Raw genomic sequence first — 23,277 nt, forward strand, 5'->3', positions numbered from 1 at the left:
CCCAAGGGAGGCCAACAGGTCCCATGTCGCCCACGATCGCGCTGGTCGATGACGATCGCAACATCCTCACGTCGGTGTCGATCGCCTTGCAGTCCGAAGGCTTCACCGTCCGGGTCTATTCGGATGGTGAGACGGCGCTGAAGGCGCTGCTCGACAATCCCCCCGACCTCGCCGTGCTCGACATCAAGATGCCGCGCATGGACGGCATGGAACTGCTTCGCCGGCTGCGCGAGAAGAGCAGCATCCCGACGATCTTCCTGACGTCCAAGGACGATGAGCTGGACGAGGCGCTCGGCCTTGCCATGGGTGCCGACGACTATATCACCAAGCCCTTCTCGCAACGGCTTCTTATCGCCCGTATCCGCGCGATACTGCGCCGGACAGAGGCGCGCGCCATGCCCGAGGACCAGCCCGACACGCCCGCGGCCGAGAAGATCGTGCGCGGCCGCCTGGAGATGGACCCGGCCCGCCACCGCGTGCAGTGGAACGGCCAGGACGTTACGCTGACCGTCACCGAATTCCTGATCCTGGAGGCGCTCGCGCAGCGGCCGGGCTTCGTCAAGTCACGCGACCAGTTGATGGACACCGCCTATCAGGACGACGTGTATGTCGACGACCGCACGATCGACAGCCATATCAAGCGGCTGCGGCGCAAGTTCCGCCAGGTCGATAGCGAGTTCAAGGCGATCGAGACCCTCTATGGCGTAGGCTATCGCTTTGCCGAAGAATGACAGCGCCCTCGGCACGCCCGAAGCCGCCGCGCGGACCTCGCTCACCACTCGCATACTGGCGGTCAACATCTTCGCCCTGGCGATGCTGGCGGGCGGCTTCTTCTATCTGGACAGCTACCGCTCGCAGCTTATCGACGCACGGCTCGACGAGACCGCGACCCAGGTTCGCCTGATCGCGGAGGCCTATGCGGTCACCCCGGCCGAGGACCGGCCCAAGCTCCTCGCCAAATTCGGCCAGGTCACCGAGACGCGCCTGCGCATCTATCATTATCCGGTCCCCTCGGTAGCGCCTGCCTCGATACCGGTCCAGTTCGACAGCTGGAGCATATCGCCCCCGACCTACCAGCTGCGCGATCCGACGCAGGAGGAATGGCAGAAGCGCGTCGCTCGCTTCCTCGATCGGACGATCGACGTGATCGTCGGTGCCGACCGTCCCGGCCAATATGCCGATCCGGATCGGGACACGCTGGTAGCCTGGCCGCTCGCCCAGCAGGCGATGAAGGTCCATGGCCTCGTCACCGACGTGGAGCGCGCGCCCGATCGGACACCGATGATCCTGGCCGCGATCGACATCCGCAACCCGCGCGGCGGCGGGGACATATTGCTCTCCACCGAAAACCAGCGGGACATCATCCGCATTGTCCGCGCGGAGCGGCTTCGGCTCACTGTCGTGTTGCTGATCGTGGTGCTGGTATCGGTCAGCCTGTCGCTGTTCCTGGCGCGCACCATCGTCCGCCCGCTGCGCCGGCTCGCGCTCGCCGCCCACCGCGTCCGCCTCGGCCGCGCGCGGGAGGTGCAGGTGCCGCGCCTGCCGGAGCGACGCGACGAAATCGGCACGCTCGCCCGCGCACTTTCCGACATGAGCATGGCGATCCGCCAACGGATCGACGCGACCGAGGCATTCGCCGCCGACGTCACCCATGAGCTGAAGAACCCCCTCGCCTCGCTGCGGTCGGCCGTCGACAGCCTGGGCCTGGTGAAGGACCCGGAACTCCAGAAGCAGCTGATCGACGTGATCCGCGACGATGTCGGCCGCCTGGACCGGCTGATCACCGACATCGCAGAGGCGTCCCGCGTCGATGCGGAACTGGCCCGCGCGCGCTTCGAGTCGGTCGATCTCGGCATCATGATCGAAGGATTGCTCACCGCGCGCGAGGAGCGCGGGCGCAACCGCGATGTCCGCGTCGCATTCGCCCGGCCGCATCGCGGCACCGCCGTGGTGTTCGGCGACGGTTCGCGCCTGACCCGCGTTATCGAGAATCTCGTCGAGAACGCGGTTTCTTTTTCGCCGCCCCAGGGCCTCGTTCAGGTTGCAGCCACCCGCGATGGCGATGATGTGGTGATCCGGGTAGAGGACGAAGGGCCGGGCGTCCCGCCGGAAGCGCGCGAGGCCATCTTCAACCGCTTCCACAGCGACCGGCCGGAGGGCGAGCAGTTCGGGCGCCACAGCGGCCTCGGCCTCGCCATCGCGAAGGCGATTGTCGAAGGGCATAATGGAACGATCATGGCTACCGACCGGGACAATGCCCCCACTGGCGCCAGGTTCGTCATCCGCCTGCCTGCCTGGAGCCGATAGATGAGGGTGGCGGGCAACCCCATCCATGCCAGCAGCGTGCTGATCGGCGGGCGGGTGCTGCTGATCGCAGGCCGCGCGGGGAGCGGCAAGTCGGATCTCACCTTGCGGCTGATCGATCGCGGCGCGCTGCTCGTCGCCGACGATTATACCAGGCTCGAACGGCGCGGCATGACGCTGATCGCCAGCCCCCCCGCCGAAATCGCCGGCAGGATCGAGGTTCGCGGCGTCGGCATCATCGATACCGCCTTCGCCTCCGAAGGGCCGGTGGCGTTGCTGCTCGATCTCGACGCCCCCGCCGACCGACTCCCAGAGGAGCCGCTGCCGACCACCGAGCTGGAAGGAATCGCCATCCCCACCCTGCCCTTCGTCGCACTGGAGGCCTCGGCACCGATCAAGGCCGAGCGGGCGCTGCGCCAGCTTGGCGTGGGGGGCCCGTCATGAACATGGCGGGGCAACCGCGCCGGCTTCTGTTCGTCACCGGCATGTCCGGCTCGGGCAAGAAGACCGCGCTGAAGGCGCTGGAGGACATGGGCTGGGAGACGGTCGACAATCTGCCGCTTTCGCTGCTCGACCGGCTGCTCGCCGCAAGCCCGCCCGAAGGCAGCGTCGATGATGAGCGTCCGCTGGCGCTCGGCATCGACAGCCGCACCCGCGATTTCGACAGCGCGGGCGTGGTTCGACGCGCCCGGTTGCTGCGCGCGCAGGGCCGCGATGCGGCGATATTGTTCCTCGACTGTTCGGGCGCCGAGCTGGCGCGCCGTTATTCGGAAACGCGCAGCCGGCATCCGCTTGCCCAGGATCGGCAGGTGGAGGACGGGATAGCCGAGGAACGCCACCTGCTGAGCCCGCTGCGCGACGCCGCTGACGAGCTGATCGACACCACCGACCGATCGACCAACGATCTCCAGGCCTATCTGCGGCGGGTATTTTCCGACTCGGTGGCGGGCGGCATCACGCTGACGGTCATGTCGTTCGGTTTCTCGCGCGGGGTGCCGCGCGACGCGGATCTGATGTTCGACATGCGCTTCCTGCGCAATCCGCACTGGGTGCCCGAGCTCAAGCCCCGTACCGGGCTCGACCCGGAAGTCGCCGCTTATGTGCAGGCGGATCCCACCTATGCCGAGGCCCGCGCACGGATCGAGGCGCTTATCCTCCTGCTGCTTCCGCGCTATGAAGCCGAGGGCAAAAGCTATGTGACCATCGCCATCGGTTGCACGGGAGGGAAGCACAGATCGGTACATTTCGCCGAGGCCCTCGCAATCGGGTTGCGCGAGGCCGGATTTTCGCCCACGGTCCGGCACCGCGAACTGACTCATCAGAAGTCGGACGACCAGGAGAGCACCGTGCCAGGCATTGGATCATGACGGGTGGATTTGTAGTCGGATGATCGGATTGGTGCTCGTTACCCATGGCCGTCTAGCGGCCGAGTTCGTGACCGCGATGGAGCATGTCGTCGGTCCGCAGACGGCGATCGAGGCGATCTGCATCGGTCCCGACGACGATATGGAAAGCCGCCGGGCGGACATCGCCCGCGCGGTGAAGGCCGTCGATGACGGTTCGGGCGTGATCCTGCTCACCGATCTGTTCGGCGGCACTCCGTCCAACCTCGCCATCTCGCTGATGGAGCCTGGCCGGGTCGAGGTTATCGCGGGCATCAACCTGCCGATGCTGATCCGTCTGGAAGGCGCGCGCAAGATGATGAAGATCAAGGCCGCCGTCGCCGCGGCGCGCGACGCCGGACGCAAATATATCTCGGTCGCATCCGAAGTGCTTGGGGAAGCCGCTGCATGACCGTCCTGAGCCGTGAGGTCCAGATCACCAACATCCGGGGCCTTCACGCCCGCGCCAGCGCCAAGTTCGTCACCCTCGCCAGCACCCATAGTGCCGAGGTGGAGGTGGAGAAGGACGGCTCGAAGGTCGCCGGCACGTCGATCATGGGGCTGATGATGCTGGGCGCCGCCAAGGGCGACAGCGTGATCATCTCCGCGACGGGCGATGGCGCGGAAAGGGCGCTCGCCGCGCTGGTCGAACTGGTCGAGGGCAAATTCGGCGAGGAATGACGCCGATTTCATAGCGGCTGCCATATATCGGTGTCATGCTGAACTCGTTTCAGCATCCACCCATCCGCACTGTCCCCTCTTGTGGCGCGGTGGATACTGAAACAAGTTCAGGATGACGAAGAGAGGATCATCCCCCTGCCCCGCCAGATCACCGCCTTCTCCAACCCGCTGATAAAACGCGTCCGGTCGCTGCGCGAGAAGCGGCATCGGCGCGAAGAAAGGCTGTTCCTGGCCGAGGGACTGCGCATCCTGACCGAGGCCAGCGAAGCGGGAGTGCTGCCGGAATTCGTCTTCTTCGCGAAGGATGGCGCCCAGCATCCGCTGGCCAGGGCGTTGATCGATGCAGTCGAGGCCCGGGGCGGCGAAGCGATCGAAACCGATCGCGACATCCTGGCCAAGCTGTCGGGCAAGGATAACCCGCAGACCGTCATCGGGGTCTATCGGGAGTTCGAAACCGGCCTCGCCCGCATCGATCGCGCGGCTGCCGACATCTGGATCGTCGCCCAGTCGCTGCGCGATCCCGGGAATCTCGGCACCATATTGCGCACTGGCGACGCCGTCGGCGCCGGCGGGCTGATCCTGGTCGACGACTGTGTCGATCCCTTTTCGGTCGAGGCGGTACGCGCGACGATGGGCGCGCTGTTCACCCAGCGGATCGCCACCGCGCGCTGGCCGGAGTTCCTCACCTGGCTGCGCGCCGGCCCCGGCCAGCTGGTCGGTACCAGCCTGAACGCCACGCAGGACTATCAGGCTCCGCGCTACGAGGCTCCGACCTTCATCCTCGTCGGCAATGAGGCGCAGGGCCTTCCCGCCGATTATGAAGCCCGATGCGATCTGCTGGTGAAGATGCCAATGCTTGGCAAGGCGGACAGCCTCAACGTCGCCGTCGCGACGGCGGTGATGGCCTATGAAGTGCTCAACCAGCGGCGGCCCCGCTGAGGCGGCCGATGAGCGAGCAGAAGCCCAATTACATAACGCCTGCCGGCTTCGCCGCGATGCGCGCCCGATATGATCAGCTGTTCGGCACCGAACGGCCGGCGCTGGTCGAGGTGATCAGCTGGGCGGCAGGCAATGGCGACCGCTCGGAGAATGGCGACTATATCTATGGCCGCAAGAAGCTGCGCGAGATCGATCGCGAGCTGGCGCATCTGTCGCGGCGCATGAAGGCCGCCAAAGTTGTAGATCCCGCGCGGCAGGAGGACCGCAGCAAGGTCTTCTTCGGCGCCACCGTCACGATCGTCGACGAAGATGATGTCGAGCGCATCGTGACACTGGTGGGAATCGATGAATCCGATGCGAGCGCCGGCAGGATCAGCTGGATTTCCCCCCTGGCTCATGCGCTGAAGGGCGCCTCGGTGGGCGATCTGCGCCGGGTCAACCTGCCCGGCGGCGTCCGCGAGCATGAGATTCTCGCGATTCGCTATCCCGATCCCTGAACGTTCGCTGAAATGTCAGGAAAACCTCCTGTTCCGTAGCGGTTGTCCCGTTACGGATCAGGCACTTAGTCGAATCATCTCAAGTTTCGCATCGACTTGAAGCGTCGATGCGGTATTTTTCCGCCATGGGCTACGAGGGCATTTCGAAACTTACCGCACGGCAGCGCGACTGCCTGCGCCTCGTGCTGCACCATAAACAGTCCAAGGAAATCGGTCGCGAGCTCGGCATCTCGCCGATGACGGTCGACAACCATTTCCGTAGCGCGATCCAGACTCTCGGCGTTTCCAACCGCCTCGAAGCGGCGCTTCTGCTCGATTCCTTTGAGCGTGGCGAGACTAGTCAGCAATTGACTAGTCAACCGGAAACCGTTGTTTCCCGGCCCCAGAGGCCCATCATGTCCTCACCGGCCGATGTCGGAGACGGGCAGAGAGAAATGTACAGCGCACTTCGCGAGGACCAGGTCCCCTACCGGACCTACCGAGAGATAGGCATCGTCGATTTCCCCTTGCCCGTGCCTACCAGGGGGAAGCCACGCAATGACCTGACGATCGCCCAACGCCTGTTCTGGATCGCCATATTGGTTTTCGGAATGGGGCTGGGTGCCGGCGCGTTACTGTCAGGCTTCGCCGCACTGTCGAACATCGTCCTGGCGCTCAAGCGCTAGGCCATTTCCTTCAACTGATCGGTGCGCCCGTCCCGGCGCAAGGGGAGAGTTATGTCCAACAATCGTGATGAAGCAACGCTGCGTGTCTATGCCGCGCTGGAGGAATATGAGCGGGCCCTGGATATCGCCGCCAACCGTGGCGCCAAGCTTGCCGCCGAACTGCCGCAGGCACGCCTGGACGGCAATTTCGCCATGGAGGTGGCGCATGATGCGTTCGCCAACTTTTTCGGCTCGCTCTCGACCATCATCGCGGCCCGGGGCCAGGTCGTAGAGGGCCATCGCCAGCTCGCGGTCGTGCAGCGCAAGTTCAAGCTGCCGGTGGTCTCGACCGGCGACAAGGGCGATCCGATCCAGCCGATCTATCGCGAGGAAATTCCGCGCCGGGTCGCCTGACACACTAGTTCACCTCTTGACCCCGGCCCTTCCCAGGTGGATGGGCCGGATGGTGAGCAGGCAGATCATATATGGTGCCCTCATGTGGGGCGTCTTCTTCTATTCCCTCCGGCGCGGGACCTGGGAGGAGAGATTGGCGGCTGGCGGACTTCTCGCGGCCTCCTATCTAACTGTTCTCGTGCTCAGCCCCTATGTCGTGCGGTACCATGAGGTGGAAATCCCGGTCGTCCTCGTAGACACCATATTGATGTTCGTCCTTCTGTATATATCTCTGAAGTCAGATCAGTTCTGGCCTCTTTGGCTCACGGCCATGCAGGGCCTGACGATATTGTCCCATTTTGCCATTTACGTTCCTCACATCATTCCATGGGCGTATTGGAACGCGGCAGTCATCTGGGCATATCCGATGCTGATTGTTCTGGGCATCGCCATCTATCGCCGTAGTCATAAGCGAGGGGTCAAGCTCAAACGCTCCGGTGGCAGGCCGTTCTCCCCGAACCTGTGAACGCACCAGAATAGGCGCAATGAACCTTTCATATCACTGGTGGGACCACATTTGGACCTTCAGGCCCTTGGCCTACGGAATCCTAATGTGGACAGTTTCGGTCTACGCCTTCCGGCGAGGCGGGTGGGAGGAGCGTCTTACCGCCGTTGGCTTCTTGGCCAATTCATATCTGACCCTCATGGTCATAGTGCCGGACGGCAACCAATATCACCGCGTCGAAGCGCTGGTGTTGAGCATCGATATCATTTTCCTTGTCCAGTTGATATTGACGGCGCTGCGATCGAGACGCTTCTGGCCGATGTGGCTTGCTGCCATGCAGGGCATGACCATATTGGCGCATCTCCTGCCACTCATGCCCCATGCCTTACCCATCATATATCGCGACGCCACCGCGCTCTGGAGCTACCCGATGTGGTTCGTGCTGGCATTGGCGGTCGGTAACCGTCCCGCTCAGCAAGCGAGGTACGGTGATTCCGAATAGCTCTTCGCTTATTTCTCCAGCTACCACCATTTCCACCATTGCTGTACCAGCCACCCGACGCGTCACAAGCCGTTCGGGGAGTCCATGGACAGTCTGTACGATCGGCTCCCAGGCCTGCTGACATTCCGCCCGCTGCTCTACGGAATCCTGATGTGGTTCGTGTGCATCTACGCTTTCCTCCGCGGTGGATGGGAGGAGCGGATCGCAATTTTAGTCCTTATTATATCCGCCTACCTGACGTTTGTGCTCAGCGCACTGTTTCGATCCCGATACACAGATCTTGAATGGCCCATATTTCTCGGAGATGTGGTCACTTTCATTGTTCTTCAGCTGCTCGCGATGCAATCCAAAAAGTTCTCGCCTCTATGGCTCGCCGCCTTCAGCGGTGTGGTGCTCCTCTCGCATCTCGCTCCCCTAATGCCCGGAATGCTACCTGCGACATATCATGATGCGATAGCGATTTGGGGCTATCCCAGTCTGATAGTGTTGGCGCTCGGCATCGCGAACCACCATCGGACAAAGATGCAGATCCTGGCGCGACCAACATAACCAGCAAGCCTTGGCTGGCCTGGCGCTGCTGTACATCGGTACCTCGACACCGGGCCGACGAGCGGCCTCAGCGCATTGCGGATATTGGCCCAGATCGCATTTTCCCCTACGGTCAACGATGGTCTCTGGGGGCGACGCCGCTGATGTCGATGGACGATCTGGCTGAGTATCTCCCCACATTGCTGACCTTCAGGCCCCTGCTCTACGGAATCCTGCTGTGGAGCATATTCGTCTACGCTTTTCGGCGCGGCGGATGGGAGGAGAGGACGGTGATCCTGGCCTCCGTTCTGAGCACCTATCTCACCGTCATTTTCACGGTTTCGTTTCGCATCCGATATACGAAGATCGAGCTACCAATAGTCTTGATCGATCTGGGGGTATTCCTGCTGCTTCAAGGGATTGCCCTGAAGTCGGCGAAATTCTGGCCGCTATGGCTTGCCGCCTTCGAAGGCGTGGTTCTGCTGTCGCACATGGCTCCGCTGATGCCGGGAGTGGTGCCGCGAACCTATTATGACGCCACGGCGCTCTGGAGCTACCCCAAGCTCATCGTACTGGCTTTCGGCATCGCAAATCATCACAGGGCAGCCGTACAGGCTGCATCCGCCAAAACGGAAAAAGGGGGTCAGGCGGCCGGCGCCAAGGCCCCTCTTTACAGTCGGCTCCCTATCCTCAGTGCCTTACCGCGACCTCGCCGCCATCGGGGCTGGTCGCGCCCTTCAAGGTGAGCGCCAGTTCGTCGGCCTCAGTCCAGTCGATCGCGGTGAGGTGATCGGCCAGCGCCAGTGCCAGCACCTCGTCGACATGGGCCACGGGGATGATCTTCAGCCCCTCGCGGATGTTGGCCGGGATCTCGACGAGGTCCTTCTCATTGTCCTTGGGGATCAGCACCGTGGTGATGCCGCCGCGCAGCGCCGCCAGCAGCTTTTCCTTGAGCCCGCCGATCGGCAGCACGCGGCCGCGTAGCGTCACCTCACCGGTCATCGCCACTTCCTTGCGGACGGGCACGCCGGTCAGGGTCGAGACGATCGCGGTGGTGATGCCGATACCGGCCGAGGGGCCGTCCTTGGGCACCGCGCCCTCGGGCAGGTGGATGTGGATGTCCTTGCGGGCGATCAGGCTGGGCTTGATGCCATAGGCCGGCGCGCGCGCCTTGACGAAGCTGAAAGCCGCCTGGACGCTCTCCTTCATCACGTCGCCCAGCTTGCCGGTCGTGTTGATCCCGCCCTTGCCGGGCACCGTCACCGCCTCGATCGTCAGCAACTCGCCGCCGACCTCGGTCCAGGCGAGACCCGTGACCGCACCGACCTGGTCCTCCTCCTCGCCGATGCCGAAACGATATTTCCGGACGCCCGCGAAATCGGCCAGGTTCTCGGGGGTGATGACGATCTTCTCGCCCTTGCCCTCCAGGATACGCCGCAGGCTCTTGCGCGCGAGCTTGGCGATCTCGCGCTCCAGCGTGCGGACACCGGCCTCGCGGGTATAATAGCGGATCAGGTCGCGCAGCCCTTCGTCGGTCAGTTCGAACTCGCCGGGCTTCAGGCCATGCGCCTCGATCTGCTTGTCGCGCAGATGCTCCTTAGCGATCTCGACCTTCTCGTCCTCGGTATAGCCCTCCAGACGGATGATCTCCATGCGGTCGAGCAGCGGCTGGGGCAGGTTCAGGCTGTTCGCGGTGCACACGAACATCACGTCCGAGAGATCGACGTCGATCTCCAGATAATGATCCTGGAACTTGTTGTTCTGCTCCGGATCGAGCACCTCCAGCAACGCCGAGGCAGGGTCCCCTCGGAAATCCTGGCCGAGCTTGTCGATCTCGTCGAGCAGGAACAACGGGTTGGAAGTGCCCGCCTTCTTCAGGTTGGTAACGATCTTACCGGGCAGCGATCCGATATAGGTACGCCGATGGCCACGAATCTCGGCCTCGTCGCGCACGCCACCCAGCGACTGGCGCACGAACTCGCGCCCCGTCGCCTTGGCGATCGAGCGGCCAAGCGAGGTCTTGCCGACGCCCGGAGGGCCGACGAGGCACAGGATCGGCCCCTTCAGCTTGTTGGTACGCGCCTGCACCGCCAGATATTCGACGATCCGGTCCTTGACCTTCTCCAAACCATGATGATCGGCATCCAGCACCGCCTGGGCCGCCGCGATATCCTTCTTGAGCTTGGACTTCTTGCCCCAGGGCAGGCCCAGCAGCACGTCCAGATAATTGCGGACGACGGTCGCCTCGGCGGACATGGGCGCCATGGTGCGCAGCTTCTTTAGTTCGGCATTGGCCTTGCCGCGCGCTTCCTTGGACAGCTTCAGCTTGGCGATCTTCGCGGCGAGTTCGGCCAGCTCGTCGCCGCCTTCCTCGCCCTCGCCATTGCCCAGCTCGCGCTGGATCGCCTTGAGCTGCTCGTTGAGATAATATTCGCGCTGCGTCTTCTCCATCTGCCGCTTGACCCGGCTCCGGATCTTCTTCTCGACCTGGAGCACGCCCAGCTCGCCTTCCATCAGCGCGAAGGCCATTTCCAGCCGCTTGGCGGGATCGAGTTCGATCAGCAGCGCCTGCTTGTCGGCGACCTTGATCGAGATGTTGGCGGCGACCGCATCGGCAAGTTTCGAAGCCTCCTCGATCTGGCCCAGCTGGACCGACGTTTCGGCGGGCAGCTTCTTGTTCAGCCGAGCATAATTCTCGAACTGGTCGACCACCGACCGCATCAGCGCGGAAACCTCGGTTCCCTCCGCCTCGACATCCTCGATCGTCTCGACCGTCGCGGTCAGGTGCGCCTCGTCCTGGTCGAGCGTCTCGAGCCTGGCGCGCTGCTTGCCCTCGACCAGCACGCGCACCGTCCCGTCGGGCAGCTTGAGCAGCTGCAGCACCGTCGCGATCACGCCCAGATCATAGAGCGCATCGCGATCGGGATCGTCCTCCGCCGGATCGAGCTGTGCCACCAGGAAGATCGACTTGTCAGCAGCCATCGCACTCTCGAGCGCCGCCACGGACTTCTCGCGGCCGACGAACAAGGGTACGATCATGTGCGGGAAAACGACGATATCGCGCAGCGGCAATACGGGCAGTGTCTCGGTCATCTAGTCTCCGTTCGGAACGCCGCGTGGACGCCCCTCGGCGACCTATATGGGCGCCTCGCCCTTCACGATCAATGAACAGAGATATCTTATCTCTCCCAAGTTGTAATTTTCCGCGACCGCGGTAAGGCCGCCTCCGTGACCTCCACGGAACCGAGCCATAGCCGGCGCCCGCATGGCCGGGATGCGAGCATCGACATCCTGCGCGGCCTGGCGCTGATCACGATCACGATCAACCACATCACCGGCTTCACCGACCGGATGCACATGGCCGGCATGCAGTTCCCGACCCTGACTCTCTGGGGCTTTTCCAGCGCGGCCGAGATATTCTTCCTCCTGTCCGGCTATCTGGTCGGGGCGGTCTATTTCAGTGCCGCCAAGGATCCGTCGATCGGGCAGTTCGCGGGCAAGGTCTGGCCGCGAACGGGCAAGCTCTATGTCTACAACCTGCTGCTGTTCCTGGCGCTACTGCCGCTCTGCCTCAATTCGCCCGATCTGGCGCGGCTCAGCTTCTACAGCTGGTTCATCCAGAAAGGCCCGGCCTCGCTGGTCGATTTCCTGATCCTCTACGTGCAGCCCTACTGCCTGGAGATTCTGGTCACCTACATGGCGCTGTTGGGCACGGCGCCGCTATTCGCGCTGCTGCTGCGCTGGCAGCCGCTGGTCGCGCTGGCGGGATCGGCGGCGCTCTACTGGTTCGCGCATGAGCATGCGTGGTTCAACATCATCGGCGGCTCGCCGGTCGGCGACTGGCGCTGGAACTTCAACCCGGCGTCCTGGCAGCTGATCTTCTTCGGTGCGCTGGCCGCAGGGCGCTACCGGCTGCTGGCGAAGATGGAGAAGCGCGCCGAGGGTAACTGGCACTGGCTGGTTCCCCCGGTGCTGCTGTTCGCGGGCCTCACCATCCTGTTCCTCGCACAGGGCTGGTATTCGTTCGAGGTGCTGTACCAGAGCAAGATACGGATCGGCCCGGTCCGCGTTGCCCATGCGCTGTCGGTGTGCTGGCTGATCATGTCGATCCTGTGGATGTGGCCGCGCCTCCAGCGCACGTGGCCGATGCGGCAATGCGCCGTGATCGGCTCGAATTCACTGCAGACCTTCGTCGTCAGCGTCGCACTCAGCTATGCGGCCGGTTTCGTCTGGATCGAACATTGGCCCACCCATCATGCCTATATGGCGCTGTGCATCGGCAGCGTCCTGGCGCTGGGCCTGTTCGCGAACCTGTATATGCGGTGGAAGAACCGGTAGACGCCGCCCGGTCCACCGGGCGGTCGACAGCCCAAACGCCAGCTTGCCTGCCCCATAGCCACCCTGCCCTTGCCTTTCGCGCCCCCCGCGCGCATGGGAGGCGCCCGAATAATTTGTGGGATTACACATGGCGACGAACTGGACGCCCTCGAGCTGGCGTCAACACCAGGCGGTGCAGATGCCCGACTATCCGGACCAGGCGGCTCTTGAGGCTGCCGAGAAGGAATTGTCGAGCTATCCGCCGCTGGTCTTCGCGGGCGAGGCACGCGAGTTGAAGGCATCGCTGGCCGAAGTCGCGGCCGGCCGGGCCTTCCTGCTCCAGGGCGGCGACTGCGCAGAGAGCTTCGCCGAGTTCCACCCGAACAACATCCGCGACACCTTCCGCGTGCTGCTGCAGATGGCGGTGGTGCTCACCTATGCGTCGAAGATGCCGATCGTGAAGGTCGGTCGCATGGCGGGCCAGTTCGCCAAGCCGCGCTCCGCGCCCAACGAGGAGCAGAATGGCGTCTCGCTGCCCAGCTATCGCGGCGACATCATCAACGATATCGCCTTCGAGGAAGCTGGCCGCGCGCCCGATCCGCAGCGGATGATCAAGGCCTACAGCCAGTCGGCGGCGACGCTCAACCTGCTGCGCGCATTCGCCTCGGGCGGCTATGCCAATCTCCATCAGGTCCATGCCTGGACGCTCGACTTCATGGGCCGGAGCCCCTGGGCCGCCCAATATGGCGAAGTGGCGAGCCGGATCGGCGATGCACTGGACTTCATGGCGGCCTGCGGGATCAACTGGGAAACCGTGCCCCAGCTTAAGGGTACGTCCTTCTACACCAGCCATGAGGCGCTGCTGCTGCCCTATGAGCAGGCGATGACCCGCGAGGACAGCCTCAACGCCGGCGACTGGTTCGACACGTCCGCCCATATGCTGTGGATCGGCGACCGCACCCGCTTCGAGGGGTCGGCGCATGTCGAGTATCTGCGCGGCGTCAGCAACCCGATCGGCCTCAAGTGCGGCCCGAGCCTGGAGCCGGACGCCCTGCTGCGCATGCTTGATACGCTCGATCCCCGGCGCGAGCCGGGCCGGATCACGCTGATCACCCGCTACGGCCACGACAAGATCGAGAAGCACCTGCCCGCCCTGGTCCGCGCCGTGAAGCGCGAGGGCCGCCCGGTCGTCTGGTCATGCGATCCGATGCACGGGAACGTCGTCAAGGCGCCGAACGGCTACAAGACCCGGCCGTTCGACCGCATCCTGGCCGAGGTGCGCGGCTTCTTCGCGGTCCACCGTGCCGAGGGCACCCATGGCGGCGGCATTCATGCCGAGATGACCGGCCAGAACGTCACCGAATGCACCGGCGGCGCGATGGCGGTGACCGACGAGAATCTTGCCGATCGCTACCACACCCATTGCGATCCGCGGCTCAATGCCGGGCAGAGCATCGAACTGGCCTTCCTGCTCGCCGAAATGCTGAATCAGGAGATGAAGGAGCGCGATCGGGCCGCCGCCTGATCGCGTTCCACGCCTGCCGCTGGCCAGGCGGCGGCAACTTCTTGGTCCAGAATGAACCAAGCTGCTACGGGCCATATCGGCCTGCGGCGGCGACCCACCCTTTTCCGCCACTCCTGCCGCGCATCGTCCGGTCGCTTTCGGGGGCGGGATCGCTTGCGAACGGTGGCATCCCGCCTCGACTCCGGCTAAACCGCTGACATCATGGGGGTAGATCGGATCAACAGCCTGACGGACAGCCAGCGCAGCTATCTGCGCCTGGTTCTCCAGCACAAGTCCTCGAAAGAGATCGCGCAGCAACTGGGCATTTCCGCGCACACGGTCGACAAACGCATCAAGGAAGCGATGCGCATCCTCGACGTCGGGACCCGGGTGGAGGCTGCGAAAATCCTCGCAATGGCCGAATCCGGGGCCGTTTCTCCATTGGGCCCCCAATCGCCGGACCTAGCAATTCCGCAGATTTCCGTCACTTCAGGTGCAACGGGGACGCAAGGGAATGAAGCAGGTGCCGCATCGTCGGGGGTCATGGTCGGGGAAGAGCAACTTGCCTTCGGTTCGCATCCGGTGCCGCGCCCCTTCCCTCTCCCATTCCCCACGGGCGATCGCCCGCACAACAATCTCTCCTTCCTGCAGCGCCTAGGATGGACGATAGGTCTGATCATCGGGCTGGCGCTGGCCACCGGCATCCTTCTGTCGGGTCTGACCGCCCTGGGGACGCTGCTCGTTGCCCTGCGGAACTAGACCGCGCGCCGGGCGGTAGCAGGCTCACCACGTCTTCGATCCTCGCGCGGATCCGTGCGATCATGGATCGACCGTGCCGCCGCACCGCAGGATATCCTTTCAGCCGCGGCGACACCGGCAAACGCGCCCTCCATCTGGGCGAGTCCTATCGCCCGCTGAAGTCGGCGGACGCCACCCAGCGTCATCGCGATTCCGCTGCTGCCAGCGCGCGGGGCGGCGAACAGCGGCTGGCCGACCTGATCGCCCCGCTGTGCGGCCATGGCTCGACCGTCGTCGCGGCGGACCTGGTCAGCCGCTTCGGGTCCCTGTCGGCGCTGTTCCGGGCGAACCGCGCCGCACTCGAAAGCCGCCTGCCCGGGCGACGCGACCTGATCGACATGCTCCTCGCCGTACAGCCGCTGGTCCGCGAACTGCTGAAGGCGGAGATGCTCGATGCGCCGGTGCTGCCCGACAACCGCGCCGCGATCCGCTATCTTCATGCCAGCATGGCGCATGAGCCCGCCGAACAGGTGCGGGTCCTCTATCTCGACGCCAAGAACCGGATCCTGCGCGACGACGTCGCCGCGCGCGGCAGCGTGACCAAGACCGATATCTTCCCGCGAGAGATCGTGCGGCGGGCACTCGACCTGGGCGCCACCGGACTGATCATGGCGCACAACCATCCTTCGGGCGATCCCGAGCCGAGCCGGCACGATCTGACGGCGACCCGCGCCGTCGCCGAAGCCGCGCGGCTGTTCGACATCGTCCTTCACGATCATATCGTGATCGGGCGCGGCGGCTATCGCAGCCTGCGCGAGGAAGGCTATCTCTAGGGCTGGAAACGGCGCCGGTCCACCGGGGTTGCCCGCGCGAAGCCGCAGGAGCGCTCAGGCTACCATCAGCTGGAGCGCGGGTTCGGCAACCCACCCCGACGTGCGCGGCGACACCGGCCGGCTGGCGATGCGCCACGGTTCCTGGAGGCGAATTTCGACATGCTGAAGAAGGCGATCGAGCCGGCCCACGGCGCTATCATCGCTGAGCCGGACGGCCTCCGCGATTCGATCGAGCAGTGCCCCGACCGCACCCGCGCCGAACTGCGCGATCAGATAGTCGGCCTTCTCGGCCCAAGCCACATCCTCCTGCATGGACCGATCCTAGCGCCATCGCCCGGAGAGGCCATTGCGTAGTTTCCCGATGAATTGACGCACCGCCCCGGCCGCGCGCCTTTGCGCCTTGACTTGGCCACCGGTGCCCCATAAGGACGCCGCTCCGCACCGGACGGCCCCTTCGTCTAGCGGTCTAGGACGTCGCCCTCTCACGGCGAAAACACGGGTTCGAGTCCCGTAGGGGTCACCAGCGATTTCGCTGTTCAGCCATATCCGTCAATCCCGCTTGGGCTGCGAGGCCGGTCGGCTGCTGGCCGACAGCGATCCATTCTGGTCAGTTCCGGGCTTCCACCTCTCCGGTCCGCAGCCCGGTATCGCGATGGCTGGCTCAGATATCTGCGTCCGTATCGAGCCCGGAAAAGCACGAAATTGTCGCATAGGACGCTATGGCTGAAAGATTAGGTTGTAGCGCCGCGTCATTTTAGAGGCTTCACTCAGAAGGCTACGCATGTATAGGCCCGGCGCTGAATAGCCCGGCTGGGACGGGCGTGGGAGCAAGGGCGCCGGATGAGCTATCCGCAGAATCAGGGTTTGTACGATTCCAGCAATGAGCATGATGCCTGCGGCGTCGGCTTCATTACCCATATCCGCGGCGAGAAATCGAACAGCGTCGTCCAGCGTGGCCTGCAGATACTGCTCAACATCGATCATCGCGGCGCGGTCGGCGCCGACCCGCTGCTCGGCGACGGCGCCGGCATCCTGATCCAGATTCCCGACGCCCTGCTGCGCGACTGGGCGGCGGGCGCCGGCCTCATCCTGCCCCAGCCCGGCGACTATGCCGTAGCGATGTGCTTCCTGCCGCGCGACGAAGCCGCGCGCGATTTCGCCGTCACCACCTTCGAGAAATTCATCGCCAAGGAAGGCCAGACCGTGATCGGCTGGCGCGACGTTCCGGTCAACACCGCCGGCCTGGGCCAGGCGGTGCTCGACGAGATGCCGGTGATCCGCCAGGCGATCGTCGGCCGGGGCGAGGACTGCGCGGACCAGGATGCATTCGAACGCAAGCTGCTCGTCATCCGCAAGCAGACCCAGAACCCGCTCGCGGCGCTCGCCGAGAAGAACGAGCTTCCGGGCCTCACCGACCTCTACATGCCGAGCTTTTCGAGCCGCACCGTGGTCTACAAGGGCCTGCTGCTCGCCGGCCAGGTCGGCAGCTTCTACCAGGACCTCGGCAACCCGCTGACCACCTCGGCGATCGCGCTGGTCCACCAGCGCTTCTCGACCAACACCTTCCCCAGCTGGAAGCTGGCCCATCCGTACCGCTTCATCGCCCATAATGGCGAAATCAACACGGTGCGCGGCAACGTCAACTGGATGAACGCGCGCCGGCGCACGATGGAATCGGAGCTGCTCGGCGCCGATCTCGACAAGATCTGGCCGATCATCCCACACGGCCAGTCCGACACCGCCTGTCTCGACAACGCGCTCGAACTGCTGGTGGCCGGCGGCTATTCGCTCGCCCATGCGGTGATGATGCTGATCCCCGAAGCCTGGGCCGGCAACCCGCTGATGGATCCCGCGCGCAAGGCCTTCTACGAATATCATGCCGCGCTGATGGAGCCATGGGACGGCCCCGCCGCCGTCGCTTTCACCGATGGCCGCCAGATCGGTGCGACACTGGACCGCAACGGCCTGCGCCCTGCCCGCTTCCTCGTCACCGACGACGATCATGTCATCATGGCCTCGGAATCGGGCGTGCTGCCCATCGCCGAGGAGAACATCGTCCGCAAATGGCGCCTCCAGCCCGGCAAGATGCTGCTCATCGACATGGAGCAGGGCCGGATCATCGAGGATGAGGAGATCAAGGCCAGCCTCGCCGAGGCGAAGCCCTACGCCAAGTGGCTGGAATCGACCCAGTACAAGCTGAAGGATCTCGACGCGGTCCGCACGCCCGAGACCGAGACGCCCGAACTGCCGAACGATCCGCACGCGCTGCTCGATCGCCAGCAGGCCTTCGGCTACACCCAGGAGGATATCGCCAAATTCCTGGAGCCGATGGCACGCGCCGGTGACGATCCGATCGGATCGATGGGCACCGATACGCCGATCGCGGTGCTCTCCGCCCGGCCCCGGCTGCTTTACGATTATTTCAAGCAGAATTTCGCCCAGGTCACCAATCCGCCGATCGATCCGATCCGCGAGGAACTGGTGATGTCGCTTGTGTCGATGATCGGCCCGCGCCCGAACCTGCTGGGCCGCCAGGCCGGCACCCACAAGCGCCTGGAGGTCGATCAGCCGATCCTCACCAATGGCGACGTCGCCCGCATCCGTTCGGCCGAGGCGCAGCTCGACGGCGCCTTCCGTACCGAGACGATCGACATCACCTGGGACGCCACGGCCGGCGCCGACGGCATGGCCAACGCCATCAAGGAGATGTGCTGGGCCGCGACCGAGGCGGTGCTCGCCGACAAGAACATCCTGATCCTGTCGGACCGCACCCAGGGCCCGGACCGGATCGCGATCCCGTCGCTGCTGGCAACCGCCGCCGTCCACCACCATCTCGTCAAGCAGGGCCTGCGCATGCAGACCGGGCTGGTCGTCGAGACCGGCGAGGCGCGCGAGGTCCATCATTTCTGCGTGCTGGCCGGCTACGGCGCCGAGGCGGTGAACCCCTATCTCGCCTTCGACACGCTCGAAGAGATCCGGGTCCGCCAGAATCTGCCGCTGAGCAAGCCCGAGGTCCGCAAGAACTATATCAAGGCGGTCGGCAAGGGCATGCTCAAGGTCATGTCCAAGATGGGCATCTCGACCTATCAGAGCTATTGCGGCGCGCAGATCTTCGACGCGATCGGCCTCGCCTCCGCCTTCATCGACAAATATTTCACGGGCACCGCGACGACGATCGAGGGCATCGGTCTCGCCGAGGTGGCCGAGGAAACCGTCCGCCGTCACGCCGCCGCCTATGGCGACAATCCCATCTACAAGAACATGCTCGATGTCGGCGGTGTCTATGGCTACCGGATCCGGGGCGAGGAACATGCCTGGACCCCGGAGAGCGTCTCCGCGCTCCAGCATGCCGTGCGCGGCAACAGCAAGGAGCGCTACGAAGCCTTTGCTGCGCAGATCAACGAACAGAATGCGCGCCTGCTCCAGATCCGCGGCCTGATGGACCTGAAGCCTGCCGAAACCCCGCTGTCGATCGACGAGGTCGAGCCGGCGTCGGAGATCGTCAAGCGCTTCGCCACCGGCGCGATGAGCTTCGGCTCGATCAGCCGCGAGGCGCACACGACGCTCGCCGTGGCGATGAACCGCATCGGCGCCCGTTCGAACACCGGCGAGGGCGGCGAGGAAGCCGATCGCTTCAAGCCGATGGCCAATGGCGCTTCCATGCGCTCGGCGATCAAGCAGGTCGCCTCGGGCCGGTTCGGCGTCACCGCCGAATATCTGGTCAACGCCGACGACATCCAGATCAAGATGGCCCAGGGCGCCAAGCCCGGCGAAGGCGGCCAGCTGCCGGGCGACAAGGTCGACAAGAACATTGCCCGCGTCCGCCATTCGACCCCGGGCGTCGGCCTGATCTCGCCGCCGCCGCACCATGACATCTATTCGATCGAGGATCTGGCCCAGCTGATCCACGACCTGAAGAACGTCAACACCCGTGCGCGCATCTCGGTGAAGCTCGTCTCCGAAGTCGGCGTCGGCACCGTCGCCGCCGGCGTCTCCAAGGCGCGCGCCGACCATGTGACCATCTCCGGCTATGACGGCGGCACCGGCGCATCGCCGCTGACCTCGCTCACCCATGCAGGCAGCCCGTGGGAAATCGGCCTCGCCGAAACCCAGCAGACACTGCTGCTCAACGGCCTGCGCAGCCGCATCGCGGTGCAGGTCGACGGCGGCATCCGCACCGGCCGCGACGTCGCGATCGGCGCCCTGCTCGGCGCCGACGAGTTCGGCTTCGCCACCGCCCCGCTGATCGCCGCCGGCTGCATCATGATGCGCAAATGCCATCTCAACACCTGCCCGGTCGGCGTTGCCACCCAGGACCCGGTGCTGCGCGCGCGCTTCACCGGCCAGCCTGAGCATGTCATCAACTATTTCTTCTTCGTCGCTGAGGAACTCCGCCAGATCATGGCGGAAATGGGCTTCCGAACCGTCGAGGAGATGGTCGGCCGCGTCGACCGGATCGACATGCGCAAGGCGCTCGACCACTGGAAGGCCCATGGCGTCGATCTCGGCCGCCTGCTCCACCAGGCGAAGCCGGCGATGGGGAACACGCTGTTCTGGTCGGGCACCCAGGATCATGGCCTGGAGAATGCGCTCGACAATGATCTGATCGCCGCCGCCGCCCCCGCGCTCGAAAAGGGCGAGGCCGTGGTGATCGAGCGGCCGGTGGTCAACGTCAACCGCACCGTCGGCGCGATGCTGTCGGGTGAGGTGGCGCGGCGCTTCGGCCATGCCGGCCTGCCCGAGAACAGCATCACGATCCGGCTGACCGGCGTCGCCGGACAGAGCTTCGGGGCGTTTCTCGCTCATGGCGTCACGCTGGAACTGACCGGCGACGGCAACGACTATGTCGGCAAGGGCCTGTCGGGCGGTCGCGTGATCGTGCGCCAGCCCGCGCATGTCAGGCGCAACCCGCTGGAGAACATCATCGTCGGCAACACCGTGCTCTACGGCGCAATCGCGGGCGAGGCCTATTTCCAGGGCGTCGCGGGCGAGCGCTTCGCGGTTCGCAACTCGGGCGCGATCGCGGTGGTCGAGGGTACCGGCGACCATGGCTGCGAATATATGACCGGCGGCGTCGTCGCCGTGCTGGGCAGGACCGGCCGCAACTTCGCGGCGGGCATGTCGGGCGGCGTCGCCTATGTCTATGATGAGGACGGCCTGTTCCGCGAGCGCTGCAACCACGCGATGGTGGAGGTCTCGCCGATCTCGGGCGCTCCCGACGCCGAGGAAGGCACCGGCCGGCCGCAGCAGCGCGCCGCCAGCGTCAACGACTATGGCATGGGCGATATGCTCCGCCATGACGCGGAACGGCTGCGCATCCTGCTCGAACGGCACCATCTCCACACCGGGAGTGCGCAGGCTCGCGCGCTGCTCGACGACTGGCAGTCCACCCTCAAGCGTTTCGTGAAGGTGATGCCGCGTGATTATGCCCGCGCGCTGCGGCAGCTGGAGACCGAGCGCCTCGCCGCTGCCAATGTCGCGGCCGAATAAGGAAGATAGCTATGGGCAAGGCTACCGGATTTCTCGAAATCGAGCGCAACGACCGCGGCTATCTGAAGCCGGCCGAGCGCCTGAAGAACTGGAACGAGTTCGTCGTTCCGCTGGAAGACAAGGCGCTGAAGGACCAAGCGTCGCGCTGCATGAACTGCGGCATCCCGTTCTGCCACAATGGCTGTCCGGTGAACAACATCATCCCCGACTGGAACCATCTGGTATTCGAGGATGATTGGAAGAACGCACTGGAAGTTCTTCATTCGACGAATAATTTTCCCGAGTTCACCGGCCGCGTCTGCCCTGCCCCATGCGAGGCCGCCTGCACGCTGAACATCCAGGACACCCCCGTCACCATCAAGTCGATCGAATGCGCGATCGTCGATCGCGGATGGGATGAAGGCTGGATCGTGCCGCAGGTTCCGGCGCGCCGCACCGGCAAGTCGGTCGCGGTGGTCGGCTCGGGCCCGGCCGGCATGGCCTGCGCCCAGCAGCTCGCCCGCGCCGGCCACAGCGTCACCCTGTTCGAGAAGAACGACCGGATGGGCGGCCTGCTCCGCTATGGCATTCCGGACTTCAAGATGGAGAAGCATCTCATCAACCGCCGGCTGGTGCAGATGGAGGCCGAAGGCGTCACCCTGCGCACGTCCACCGAGGTCGGCGTCCAGGTGTCGCTCGACTCGCTCAAGGAGAATTTCGACGCGGTCGTCCTGTCGGGCGGCGCCGAGAAGCCCCGCCCGCTGGAAATCCCCGGCTTCGAGCTTCAGGGCGTCCGCTATGCGATGGAATTCCTGACCCAGCAGAACAAGCGCGTCGCCGGCGACGACGAGATGCGCGCCGCGCCGCGCGGCTCGCTGACCGCAACCGGCAAGCATGTCGTCGTGATCGGCGGCGGCGACACCGGATCGGACTGCGTCGGCACCTCGAACCGCCAGGGCGCCGCATCGGTCACCCAGCTCGAGATCATGCCCAAGCCGCCTGAGAAGGAGGCCAAGGCCCTGAGCTGGCCGAACTGGCCGCTCAAGCTGCGCACCTCCTCCAGCCATGAGGAAGGCTGCGAGCGCGATTGGTCGGTCGTCACCAAGCGAGCGATCGGCAGCAACGGCCAGCTCACCGCGCTCGAATGCGTGCGAGTCGAGTGGGTCGACGGCCGGATGCAGGAAATCGCCGGCAGCGAATTCACCCTGAAGGCCGACCTCGTCTTCCTGGCGATGGGCTTCCTGGGCCCGAACACGTCGGGCATGATCGAGCAGGCGGGCGTCGAGTTGGATCCGCGCGGCAACGTCAAGGCGAACATGGACGATTACGCCACCAGCCAGGACGGCATCTTCGCCTGCGGCGACATGCGCCGCGGCCAGAGCCTGATCGTCTGGGCGATACGCGAGGGCCGCCAGTGCGCCCGTGCGGTCGACCTTCACCTGATGGGCGCGACCGACCTGCCGAGATAACCCCTTCGCCGTCATGTCATGTCTGTGGCCTTCTCGGAGGTCTTCTGGCTGATGAGACATGGAGCCCAGCCTCCGCTGGGTGACGGTAACAGGTCATCGCGTTACGCTTGCCCCCTTGCCCTCCCTCCGGCCTTCCCTATCTAGGCCCTGCGGGACCGGGCCCCTCTGGCGATCTCCACCGATCGTGATGTCGGACCGCATCGAGCAAGCTCGGTGTCACGGGGTCCATCTTCCTCCGGCGCCGGCCCATGAGGGAGAATGAAGCCATGTCCATGAACTGCCCCGTTTGCGCGGTGCCGCTGACGATGAGCACCCGCCAGAATGTCGAGATCGACTATTGCCCGCAATGCCGGGGCGTCTGGCTCGATCGCGGCGAACTCGACAAGATCATCGAGCGCTCGGCCGCCGAACTGGCGCCTGCTCCACCGCCGCAGGCCGCCCCACCCCCGCAATCCCGCCAGCCTGAATACCGGCAGCCGCATTACGGGTATGACGACCGCTACAAATACAAGCGGAAGAAGAGCTTTCTGGAGGAGCTGTTCGACTGAAGCTCCCTGTTATCTCGTCATGCC

Annotated in this window: 23 protein-coding genes and 1 tRNA gene; 22 read left to right on the forward strand and 2 right to left on the reverse strand. The window is 64.7% G+C overall.

All coding sequences use genetic code 11. From position 1 onward, the window contains the following. The first annotated feature begins 23 nt into the window (after positions 1–23). The 14 genes from CMV14_RS13745 to CMV14_RS13810 all read left to right on the forward strand — a co-directional run bounded on the left by CMV14_RS13745 (position 24) and on the right by CMV14_RS13810 (position 9,121). On the forward strand, positions 24–731 hold the full coding sequence (locus CMV14_RS13745) for a response regulator transcription factor (RefSeq protein WP_066963300.1): 708 nt from the start codon (positions 24–26) through the stop codon (positions 729–731). Then, positions 718–2,307, forward strand: coding sequence for a sensor histidine kinase (locus CMV14_RS13750; RefSeq protein ID WP_066963297.1), 1,590 nt, complete (start codon positions 718–720; stop codon positions 2,305–2,307). Before CMV14_RS13745 ends, CMV14_RS13750 begins: the two co-directional genes overlap by 14 nt. Beyond that, positions 2,308–2,748: an HPr kinase/phosphorylase gene (locus CMV14_RS13755; protein WP_066963294.1), complete on the forward strand. Its 441-nt coding sequence runs from the start codon at positions 2,308–2,310 to the stop codon at positions 2,746–2,748. It abuts the gene before it with no gap. Between the two features lie 2 nt (positions 2,749–2,750). Beyond that, the gene (gene rapZ / locus CMV14_RS13760; RefSeq protein ID WP_083215851.1) at positions 2,751–3,671 is read left to right on the forward strand and encodes an RNase adapter RapZ; all 921 of its coding nucleotides are present in this window, start codon (positions 2,751–2,753) and stop codon (positions 3,669–3,671) included. A gap of 19 nt (positions 3,672–3,690) precedes the next feature. After that, on the forward strand, positions 3,691–4,098 hold the full coding sequence (locus CMV14_RS13765) for a PTS sugar transporter subunit IIA (protein WP_011951246.1): 408 nt from the start codon (positions 3,691–3,693) through the stop codon (positions 4,096–4,098). Beyond that, on the forward strand, positions 4,095–4,367 hold the full coding sequence (locus tag CMV14_RS13770; RefSeq protein WP_066963288.1) for an HPr family phosphocarrier protein: 273 nt from the start codon (positions 4,095–4,097) through the stop codon (positions 4,365–4,367). The genes CMV14_RS13765 and CMV14_RS13770 overlap by 4 nt, the downstream gene beginning before the upstream one ends. 135 nt (positions 4,368–4,502) lie before the next feature. After that, the gene (locus CMV14_RS13775) at positions 4,503–5,306 is read left to right on the forward strand and encodes a TrmH family RNA methyltransferase (protein ID WP_066963540.1); all 804 of its coding nucleotides are present in this window, start codon (positions 4,503–4,505) and stop codon (positions 5,304–5,306) included. An 8-nt stretch (positions 5,307–5,314) separates the two neighbouring features. Next, on the forward strand, positions 5,315–5,803 hold the full coding sequence (gene greB / locus CMV14_RS13780; RefSeq protein WP_066963285.1) for a transcription elongation factor GreB: 489 nt from the start codon (positions 5,315–5,317) through the stop codon (positions 5,801–5,803). A 107-nt stretch (positions 5,804–5,910) separates the two neighbouring features. After that, on the forward strand, positions 5,911–6,468 hold the full coding sequence (locus CMV14_RS13785) for a helix-turn-helix domain-containing protein (RefSeq protein ID WP_066963282.1): 558 nt from the start codon (positions 5,911–5,913) through the stop codon (positions 6,466–6,468). A gap of 51 nt (positions 6,469–6,519) precedes the next feature. After that, positions 6,520–6,861, forward strand: coding sequence for a hypothetical protein (locus CMV14_RS13790; protein ID WP_066963279.1), 342 nt, complete (start codon positions 6,520–6,522; stop codon positions 6,859–6,861). 49 nt (positions 6,862–6,910) lie between these two features. Then, a complete protein-coding gene (locus CMV14_RS13795) occupies positions 6,911–7,366 on the forward strand; it encodes a hypothetical protein (protein WP_238147035.1) in 456 nt (151 codons plus the stop codon). An 85-nt stretch (positions 7,367–7,451) separates the two neighbouring features. Further along, positions 7,452–7,847: a hypothetical protein gene (locus tag CMV14_RS13800; RefSeq protein WP_238147036.1), complete on the forward strand. Its 396-nt coding sequence runs from the start codon at positions 7,452–7,454 to the stop codon at positions 7,845–7,847. Between the two features lie 84 nt (positions 7,848–7,931). After that, complete coding sequence (locus CMV14_RS13805) at positions 7,932–8,396, forward strand: hypothetical protein (protein ID WP_066963273.1); 465 nt, start codon at positions 7,932–7,934, stop codon at positions 8,394–8,396. A gap of 143 nt (positions 8,397–8,539) precedes the next feature. Continuing rightward, on the forward strand, positions 8,540–9,121 hold the full coding sequence (locus CMV14_RS13810) for a hypothetical protein (RefSeq protein WP_066963270.1): 582 nt from the start codon (positions 8,540–8,542) through the stop codon (positions 9,119–9,121). Here CMV14_RS13810 and lon read toward each other — a convergent pair. Next, positions 9,066–11,468, reverse strand: a complete 2,403-nt coding sequence (gene lon / locus CMV14_RS13815) for an endopeptidase La (protein WP_066963267.1) — start codon at positions 11,466–11,468, stop codon at positions 9,066–9,068. The genes CMV14_RS13810 and lon overlap by 56 nt on opposite strands. A 135-nt stretch (positions 11,469–11,603) precedes the next feature. Here lon and opgC point away from each other — a divergent pair, with 135 nt between their 5' ends. From opgC to CMV14_RS13835, 4 genes are all read left to right on the forward strand, one after another. Next, positions 11,604–12,713, forward strand: a complete 1,110-nt coding sequence (gene opgC / locus CMV14_RS13820; protein WP_083215845.1) for an OpgC domain-containing protein — start codon at positions 11,604–11,606, stop codon at positions 12,711–12,713. Positions 12,714–12,840: 127 nt separating this feature from the next. Next, entirely contained in the window at positions 12,841–14,217 is a 1,377-nt protein-coding gene (locus tag CMV14_RS13825) for a class II 3-deoxy-7-phosphoheptulonate synthase (RefSeq protein WP_066963264.1), read from the forward strand. A gap of 201 nt (positions 14,218–14,418) precedes the next feature. Continuing rightward, positions 14,419–14,955 (forward strand): helix-turn-helix domain-containing protein, encoded by a 537-nt coding sequence (locus tag CMV14_RS13830; protein ID WP_066963261.1) that lies wholly within the window; start codon positions 14,419–14,421, stop codon positions 14,953–14,955. 62 nt (positions 14,956–15,017) lie between these two features. Next, positions 15,018–15,767, forward strand: a complete 750-nt coding sequence (locus tag CMV14_RS13835; RefSeq protein ID WP_066963257.1) for a JAB domain-containing protein — start codon at positions 15,018–15,020, stop codon at positions 15,765–15,767. A 54-nt stretch (positions 15,768–15,821) separates the two neighbouring features. Here CMV14_RS13835 and CMV14_RS13840 read toward each other — a convergent pair whose 3' ends face one another. Next, complete coding sequence (locus tag CMV14_RS13840) at positions 15,822–16,079, reverse strand: hypothetical protein (protein ID WP_066963254.1); 258 nt, start codon at positions 16,077–16,079, stop codon at positions 15,822–15,824. A 135-nt stretch (positions 16,080–16,214) separates the two neighbouring features. On the opposite strand from CMV14_RS13840, the gene CMV14_RS13845 reads away from it, so the two are divergent. The 4 genes from CMV14_RS13845 (at position 16,215) to CMV14_RS13860 (ending at position 23,253) form a co-directional block, all read left to right on the forward strand. Continuing rightward, positions 16,215–16,290: transfer RNA gene (locus CMV14_RS13845), tRNA-Glu, on the forward strand. Between the two features lie 317 nt (positions 16,291–16,607). After that, positions 16,608–21,257, forward strand: coding sequence for a glutamate synthase large subunit (gene gltB / locus CMV14_RS13850; protein WP_066963250.1), 4,650 nt, complete (start codon positions 16,608–16,610; stop codon positions 21,255–21,257). 11 nt (positions 21,258–21,268) lie between these two features. Then, the gene (gene gltD, locus CMV14_RS13855) at positions 21,269–22,705 is read left to right on the forward strand and encodes a glutamate synthase subunit beta (protein WP_066963248.1); all 1,437 of its coding nucleotides are present in this window, start codon (positions 21,269–21,271) and stop codon (positions 22,703–22,705) included. 248 nt (positions 22,706–22,953) lie between these two features. After that, positions 22,954–23,253, forward strand: a complete 300-nt coding sequence (locus CMV14_RS13860) for a TFIIB-type zinc ribbon-containing protein (RefSeq protein ID WP_202820852.1) — start codon at positions 22,954–22,956, stop codon at positions 23,251–23,253. Positions 23,254–23,277 lie beyond the last annotated feature (24 nt).

Source organism: Rhizorhabdus dicambivorans, from assembly GCF_002355275.1.
Taxonomy (GTDB): domain Bacteria; phylum Pseudomonadota; class Alphaproteobacteria; order Sphingomonadales; family Sphingomonadaceae; genus Rhizorhabdus; species Rhizorhabdus dicambivorans.